Consider the following 6,207-nt stretch of genomic DNA (forward strand, 5'->3'; position numbering starts at 1 on the left):
CCCGCACGGCGCGGGCGGGGCGCACGCGGGTGCGGTCAGGGCGCGGGCGCGGACATCGCGCGCAGGCCCCGGTCGGCGAAGTCGATCAGCCACTCGAAGCTCTCGTCGATGTCCGCGCTCCAGCGGAAGCCTCCGGCCGACTGGAGGGTGGCGAAGCCGTGGCAGAGGCTGCGCAGGGTGCGCAGGGCGTGGTCCACGTCGGACTCCGCGACGGCGTAGCCGCGCAGCACCGCGGTGAACGCGCCGAGCAGCTTCCGGCCCGCGGCGGCCACCGGATCGTCGGGGCCGGACGGCTCCACCCCGATCGTCGCGGCGTACCGCCCGGGGTGGGCGAGGACATAGCCGCGGAAGGCGCGGGCCGCGGCGGCCAGGGCGTCGCGGCCCGCGTACCCCTGGACCGCGCCGCCGACGGCGTCGGCCGCCTCGCCGAGGGTGAGGGCGGCGATCCGCCGGGTGAGGTCGTCCTGGCCGGACACGTGCTTGTAGAGGGAGGGCGTGCGCACGCCCAGCTTCTCGGCCAGCAGTCCCATCGTCAGCCCGGCGGCGCCGACCTCGTCGGCGAGGGCGGCGCCGGCCGCCACCACCGCCGCCGGGTCCAGGCCCGCCCTAGGCACGGGCCGCCTCCGGCCGCAGGAAGGCGAGCACCAGCGACGCCACCCGGTCGGGGAACTGGTCGTGCGGATAGTGCCCGGCGCCCTCGATCAGCTCCAGACGGCCGAGGCCGGGCGGCAGCGCCCCGACGACCGCCGCGCCCTCGGCGCCCGGGTCGGCCCAGTCCGGATCGAGCGTGCCCATCACCACCAGGACCGGGCAGCGCACGTCCGCCAGGCGCGCGCCGGCGTCGGCCGGGGTGCTGCGGCCCATGCCGCGCAGGGCGTTCATCCGGCCGGGCTCGCGCAGCAGCGCGTCGATACGGGCCAGCCGCTCCGCCCAGTGGGCCGGTTTCGCGCCCGGATAGGCCACGTCGAGGTACGAGCGCCAGAGCCGCGCGCTGCCGAACAGGCCCGCGCCCAGCAACCGGATCATGCCCCGGCGGAACCGGCGCACCCGCAGGTCGGCGAGGCGCACCGACTGCTCGCGGGTGAACGGCGCCAGCTCGACGACGGCGGTGACCAGCGAGGGTTCCCGGGCCGCGGCGATGGTGGCGGCGCCGCCGGAGACCGAGTGGCCGACGAGCACGGCCGGGCCGCCCAGATGGCGGACGACGGCGAGCAGGTCGCCGGCGAGGGCGGTGCGGCTCCACTCCGGCCAGTCGGCGCTGGACTCGCCGCAGCCGCGCAGGTCGACGGCGGCGACCCGGTACCCCGCGGCGACCAGCGGGGGGATCACCGCCCGGTACGCGGCACGGCTGTCGCCCATGCCGTGCGCGAGCACGATCAGCGGGCCGGCGCCCGTCACCTCGTACGCGATGGTGCCGCCGTCGACGGCGAGGTACTCGGTCATGGCTTCCCCCCATGTGGCTAATGTTGTTAGCCACAAGCTAACGCCATTAGCCGTTTTCGTCAACGGGTGCGTCCGGGGCGCGGACGTCGGCCAGGGTGGTGGCGAGGGACTGCCAGATGTGGGCCGCCAGGTCGAGGTTGCGGGACTCCGTCGCCTCCCGGCCGAGCCGTTGCAGGACCGCGATGCCCTCGTCGACCCGGCCGGCCAGGATCGCCAGTTGGCCGTCGAGGACCCGCAGCCGCACGCGGTCGCGGTAGGACAGCCGCAGGTCCTCGTCGCCGAGCAGGGCGCGGCTGAGCGCCCGGGCCCGGTCGAAGTCTCCCTGGTGGAAGGCGAGATGGGCCTGGAGGGCGCGCAGTTCCTGGATCTGCAGCGGGGTGCCGATCAGGTCCAGGACGGAGGCGGCCTCGCCCAGCCAGCGGCCGGCCGCCGCCACCCGGGGCGGTGACATCTGCAGCGCGGCGGCCGTGGCGGCGGCCCGCAGCCGGGTCCACAGGACCGGGTCGTCCTTGCCCTGGAGGAGTTCCAGGGCCGTCTCCAGTCGGGCCTGGGCGGTGGCGTGGTCGCCCTGGCGGTTGCTGACCATGGCGGCGGTCCACAGCGCCTCGGCCGCCTGGGCCGGTGCGGCGCCGGGCAGCAGGTCCCGCTCCAGCTCCGCCACGTGCCGGCCGGCCGTCTCCAGTCGGCCCAGCTCCGTCTCGATGCTGATCAGCACCATCAGGGCGGCCGTGGTGTCGGACGCGGACAACTGCTCGGCGCGGGCGATGGCCAGGGCCTCCACGGCCGCCGGCTCCGCCGCGCGCATGTCGCCGAGGGCGCGGGTGCAGCGGGCGTACCGCACCCGGGACCGGGCGCGCAGCTCGGCGGCTCCCAACCGGTCGCTCAGCTCGATCAGTTCCTCCAGCAGTGCGTGCTCCCGCTGGTAGTCGCCCTCGCGGCCGGCCGCGCGGCTCAGCAGCCACAGGGCCTGCCAGCGGGCGGCGGGATCGTCCCCCGGGTCCTCCTCGACCGCGCGGCTGATGGCCGCGGTGTCGTCCACGCCGGGCGGCGCCGACGCCACGGCGGCCAGCACACCGGTCAGGGACCTGCTCCGGTCGGGCCCGGTCAGCGCGGACGGGTCGACGCCGAGGCGCTCCGCTAGATAGGCCACCGCCCGTTCGGTGGGCCGCCGTTCGCCCGACTCGAGGCGTGACAGATATCCCGTCGACATGCCGTCGCCGACGAGGCTCGCCTGGCTCAGGCCCCGCTCCAGCCGGAGCCTCTTCAGCCGGCGGCCGAAATGCGGCTGCGCGAGCATCTCCCCCCTCTGGTCCGATGGTCGTGCGTGAATCAAGACCTCCGTCCCCGGCCCGTCCGGTCGGGCGTGTGGAGTTGTCAACACTTTATGGAGCACTTGACAGGGCGGCAAGTCGTTATGCGACACGGTGAGTTGCCAGCTCAGAGGGGTTGCCGGGCCCTCCGGACGGATCTTGGGCGACGACTGTGCAACGGTCGAATCACGATGTTCCGAAAGGAAGTTGACAGGTTGCCCAGGTCACCTGGCAAAGCCTTGTCAGGTCAGTTGCCGACCTTTACTCTCAAGGTGCCGTCTCGATGCGATCCCCCAACTCGTCTCGTGGAGGTTCTCGTGCCGCCTCACGCCCGTCCGGGCTCATCGCGCAGGTCGAACGGCGAGATCGAATGGCCCTGACAACGTTATCCGGGTGCCCGGCCGCACCGGCTCCCGTTCCCTTTCAGCCCCTCTTGCTCCACCACCCCTGATCCCCGCACGACGCGGAGTCCCGGCCGCGGTCACCGACGTGGTGCCGCGCGCCGGCCCGGACGCCTGCCGACACCCCGGCAGCGGCGTACCGGTCAACTCCGCGCCCGCGACCCCTTCCCCGGCCCCCCACGCTCAGGAAGAAGGACGGTACGTCCGTGGCGACCACGAGTTTCCCCGACGCCTCGCCCCGCAAGGAGAACCAGCCCCACCGCACCGCCGCGGGCGGCGCACCGCTCGGTGCCGCCTCCCGGGGTGCCTGCACCGCCCATGTGTCCCCCGGGGACCTGCTCGTCACCGCCGCGGACCCGGCGTTCGCCCGCCAGTTCGGCCTGGGCGCCGACGAGATACGCGGCCACGGCCTCGCCGACCTGCTCCGTTCCGCCGGCCCCGCACCGCTGCGGGAGCAGTTCGCCGCCCTCTGCTCGGGACGCCGCCGGCGCGTCACGGACCGGGTCACCGGCCGGGACGGCGACGGCCGCGCCTTCGCCGCCGAGATGACCGGGACCGCCACCCGCGATGCCACGGGCGAGACCGTCCGGATCGTCGTCCTGCTGCGCCGCACCGGGGACGCGCGGCGGCCGGAGCACGGCACCGCGCCGGGCGCCGGACCGGTGCTCAGCGCCCTCGACGCCCAGGTCCTGGAGGGCGTGGCGAGCGGCGAGTCCACGGTGCAGATGGCCTCCCGTCTCTATCTGAGCCGGCAGGGGATCGAGTACCGGGTCGGGCAGATGCTGCGCCGGTTCGACGCGCCCAACCGGCCCGCCCTGGTGGCACGGGCGCACGCGCTGGGGATGTTCGCCACCGGCCAGTGGCCGCCGCGCGTCCTGCCCGAACACGTGAGGTGACCCGGACCGGGGTATGACGGCCGTGGCGGTGCGCACCGCCACGGCCGCCGTCGTCCCGCCGCCCGGTGCCTCACGCCGCCGAGGGCTGCCACGCCTCCTGGAACCGGCGGCGGGCACGGAACAGACGGGAGCGGACGGTGCCCACGGGCAGGGCGAGCACCTCGGCCATCTCCTCCTCGTTCAGCCCGTACACGCGCAGGGTGAGGACCTGGCGGTGCGCCTGGGAGAGCCGCTCCAGCACATCGCTGATGTGGACGGCGTCCAGGGGGTTGGTCTCCTGCCGCGACTCCATCTGCGAGCAGGTGCGTTCCTCGCCGTAGCGCTTGGCGGTGCGGACGGCCTCGCGGACCGTCACCGAGCGCACCCAGCCGTAGAACGCCGCCGGTTCGCGCAGCGAGCCCAGGCCGCGGTAGATGGCGAGCAGCGCCTCCTGCGTGGCGTCGGCACCGTCGTCGTGGGTGATGGACCGGCAGATGCGCGCCACGTAGGGCGTGATGTGGGTCAGCAGGTGGTTCATCGCCTGCTCGTCGCCCGACTGGGCGCGGGGCAGCAGGGTCAGGGGGGAGGGGAGTTCGGTGACGGTGGTCATGGCGGGGGAGGGCTCCTTACGGCGGCCGGGCCGGCGGGTGCGTGAGCGGGGAGGGGGCGGGCTCAGCCCGCGGCCGCGTGGACGCGCTCGGGTTCCGCCGCGTGCGCGAAGCCGAGCAGCGTCTCGCGCACGTCGTCGCGGAACGCCCGCATGAAGGCGGGGCTGAAGCAGGCGGTGAAGTGCGGGAACTCGATGGCGAGCCGGCCCTCGAAGGAGACCACGCACGCCATGACGGGGCTCCGGCCGGCTCCGGGGAAGTACTCCTCGCGGCCCGGCACCAGACGGACGTCGACCGCCCGCAGCCCCTCCGGCAGCCTCGGGCCGGGGACGACACCCATGTTGGTGACGATCACGGTGGCCAGTTGCAGCGCCGGGTTGCGGGGGATCTCGGGGGTGATGCGCAGCTCGTGGAAGTGGTCGCCCCGGGCGAGGAAGCCGGTCAGCCGGGCGTGGACGGTGCGGGCCAGCTCCAGGTGGTCCGGGGACCCGGACACCTCCAGCGTCTGCAGGTGGGTGGTGACGGCCGGGACCATCTCGGAGGCGGGCCGCGGCGGTGACAGCCGGGAGCGCAGGTCGACGGGGGAGAGGCAGCCCAGGGTGCGGGGACCGTCGCCGTCGAGCCGCCGCCGGGCGGTGTCCAGCAGGGCCGCGGCGATCAGCGCGTGCACGGAGAGACCGGCACCGCGCGCGGTGTCGCGCAGCCGTGCGGTGAGACCGGTGTCCAGGGTGAGCCGGCGCACCTCGATGTGCCCGTCGGTGTCCTGGGGCCGTACGTCGTAGGGCACCAGCTCCACGGGGTGGCGCCGCGCCCGCTCGGTGCGGGCGTCGAGGTACGCGGCGGTGGCGGCGGCGTCGGCCGGGGGCAGCGACTCGCTGATCGGTCGCGGCCACCGCGGTACGTCGCCGGCCGGGGCGTGGGGGAGGGGCTCGCCGCCGACCAGGGCGCGGTAGCGGTCCCACAGGGCGTTGTGCAGGGCGATGCTGCTGTGGCCGTCGGTGACGGTGTGGTCGATCAGCAGGACGAACAGGTGGCTGTCCCCGTCCGGGGCGCTGACCAGCGCGGCACGGCTCAGCGGGCCGCCGACGGGCAGCGGGCGGTTCAGCTCGGCCGCGTAGGCGGTCTCCGGGTCGCCGGTGCGGGTGGCCAGCCGGGGCCGCTCGTCCTCGTCGAGCAGGCGCAGCACGTATCCCGCGCCGTCCTCGGCGATGCGGGACCGCAGGGTCGGGTGGTCCTGCGTCATGGCGTCGAACGCGGCCGACAGCGCCGCCACGTCGACGCGTCCGCGCAGCAGGCAGGAGAGGACGGCCCTGCTTCTCTGGCCCACGTAGAGCGTCTCGACCGGACACAGCGCACGGAACATGCCGTCAGCTCTCTTTCACTCGTTCATTTCGGACACCCACGGCCCGGGAACCGGTCGGCCGGAACCGGCGGACCGCAGGGGGGAATCGGAACGCTGTCGAGACTGCACCGCGCGGCGTGGCCGAATCCAGCCGGGAACCCGGCCGACGGCGAACTCGCGTGAATTCCCTAGAAGTTGGTTTGTCCGGCGCACTCCCTCGCCCGCGAT

At 74.7% G+C, this 6,207-nt stretch carries 6 protein-coding genes; 1 reads left to right on the forward strand and 5 read right to left on the reverse strand.

The features are described from left to right. Positions 1–35: 35 nt before the first annotated feature. The 3 genes from IE316_RS13890 to IE316_RS13900 are packed head-to-tail and all read right to left on the reverse strand — an operon-like array spanning position 36 to position 2,740. Complete coding sequence (locus IE316_RS13890; RefSeq protein WP_190204655.1) at positions 36–584, reverse strand: TetR/AcrR family transcriptional regulator; 549 nt, start codon at positions 582–584, stop codon at positions 36–38. 22 nt (positions 585–606) lie between these two features. After that, on the reverse strand, positions 607–1,443 hold the full coding sequence (locus tag IE316_RS13895) for an alpha/beta fold hydrolase (RefSeq protein ID WP_190204579.1): 837 nt from the start codon (positions 1,441–1,443) through the stop codon (positions 607–609). 46 nt (positions 1,444–1,489) lie between these two features. Continuing rightward, a complete protein-coding gene (locus IE316_RS13900; RefSeq protein ID WP_190204580.1) occupies positions 1,490–2,740 on the reverse strand; it encodes a helix-turn-helix domain-containing protein in 1,251 nt (416 codons plus the stop codon). 620 nt (positions 2,741–3,360) lie between these two features. Between IE316_RS13900 and IE316_RS13905 the strand changes: the two genes are divergently transcribed. Then, positions 3,361–4,050: a PAS domain-containing protein gene (locus IE316_RS13905; RefSeq protein WP_190204581.1), complete on the forward strand. Its 690-nt coding sequence runs from the start codon at positions 3,361–3,363 to the stop codon at positions 4,048–4,050. A 70-nt stretch (positions 4,051–4,120) separates the two neighbouring features. On the opposite strand, the gene IE316_RS13910 is transcribed toward IE316_RS13905, so the two are convergent. Further along, positions 4,121–4,639 (reverse strand): RNA polymerase sigma factor, encoded by a 519-nt coding sequence (locus IE316_RS13910; RefSeq protein WP_190204582.1) that lies wholly within the window; start codon positions 4,637–4,639, stop codon positions 4,121–4,123. Positions 4,640–4,701: 62 nt separating this feature from the next. Next, a complete protein-coding gene (locus tag IE316_RS13915; protein WP_190204583.1) occupies positions 4,702–6,000 on the reverse strand; it encodes a phthiocerol/phthiodiolone dimycocerosyl transferase family protein in 1,299 nt (432 codons plus the stop codon). Positions 6,001–6,207 lie beyond the last annotated feature (207 nt).

The organism is Streptomyces fumanus (assembly GCF_014655295.1).
Lineage (GTDB): Bacteria > Actinomycetota > Actinomycetes > Streptomycetales > Streptomycetaceae > Streptomyces > Streptomyces fumanus.

Bases quoted from the DNA above. Each gene is read 5' to 3' on its own strand.
- IE316_RS13895 (WP_190204579.1), bottom strand. From the start codon at position 1,443: ATGACCGAGTACCTCGCCGTCGACGGCGGCACCATCGCGTACGAGGTG.
- IE316_RS13900 (WP_190204580.1), bottom strand. From the start codon at position 2,740: ATGCTCGCGCAGCCGCATTTCGGCCGCCGGCTGAAGAGGCTCCGGCTG.
- IE316_RS13915 (WP_190204583.1), bottom strand. From the start codon at position 6,000: ATGTTCCGTGCGCTGTGTCCGGTCGAGACGCTCTACGTGGGCCAGAGA.
- IE316_RS13910 (WP_190204582.1), bottom strand. From the start codon at position 4,639: ATGACCACCGTCACCGAACTCCCCTCCCCCCTGACCCTGCTGCCCCGC.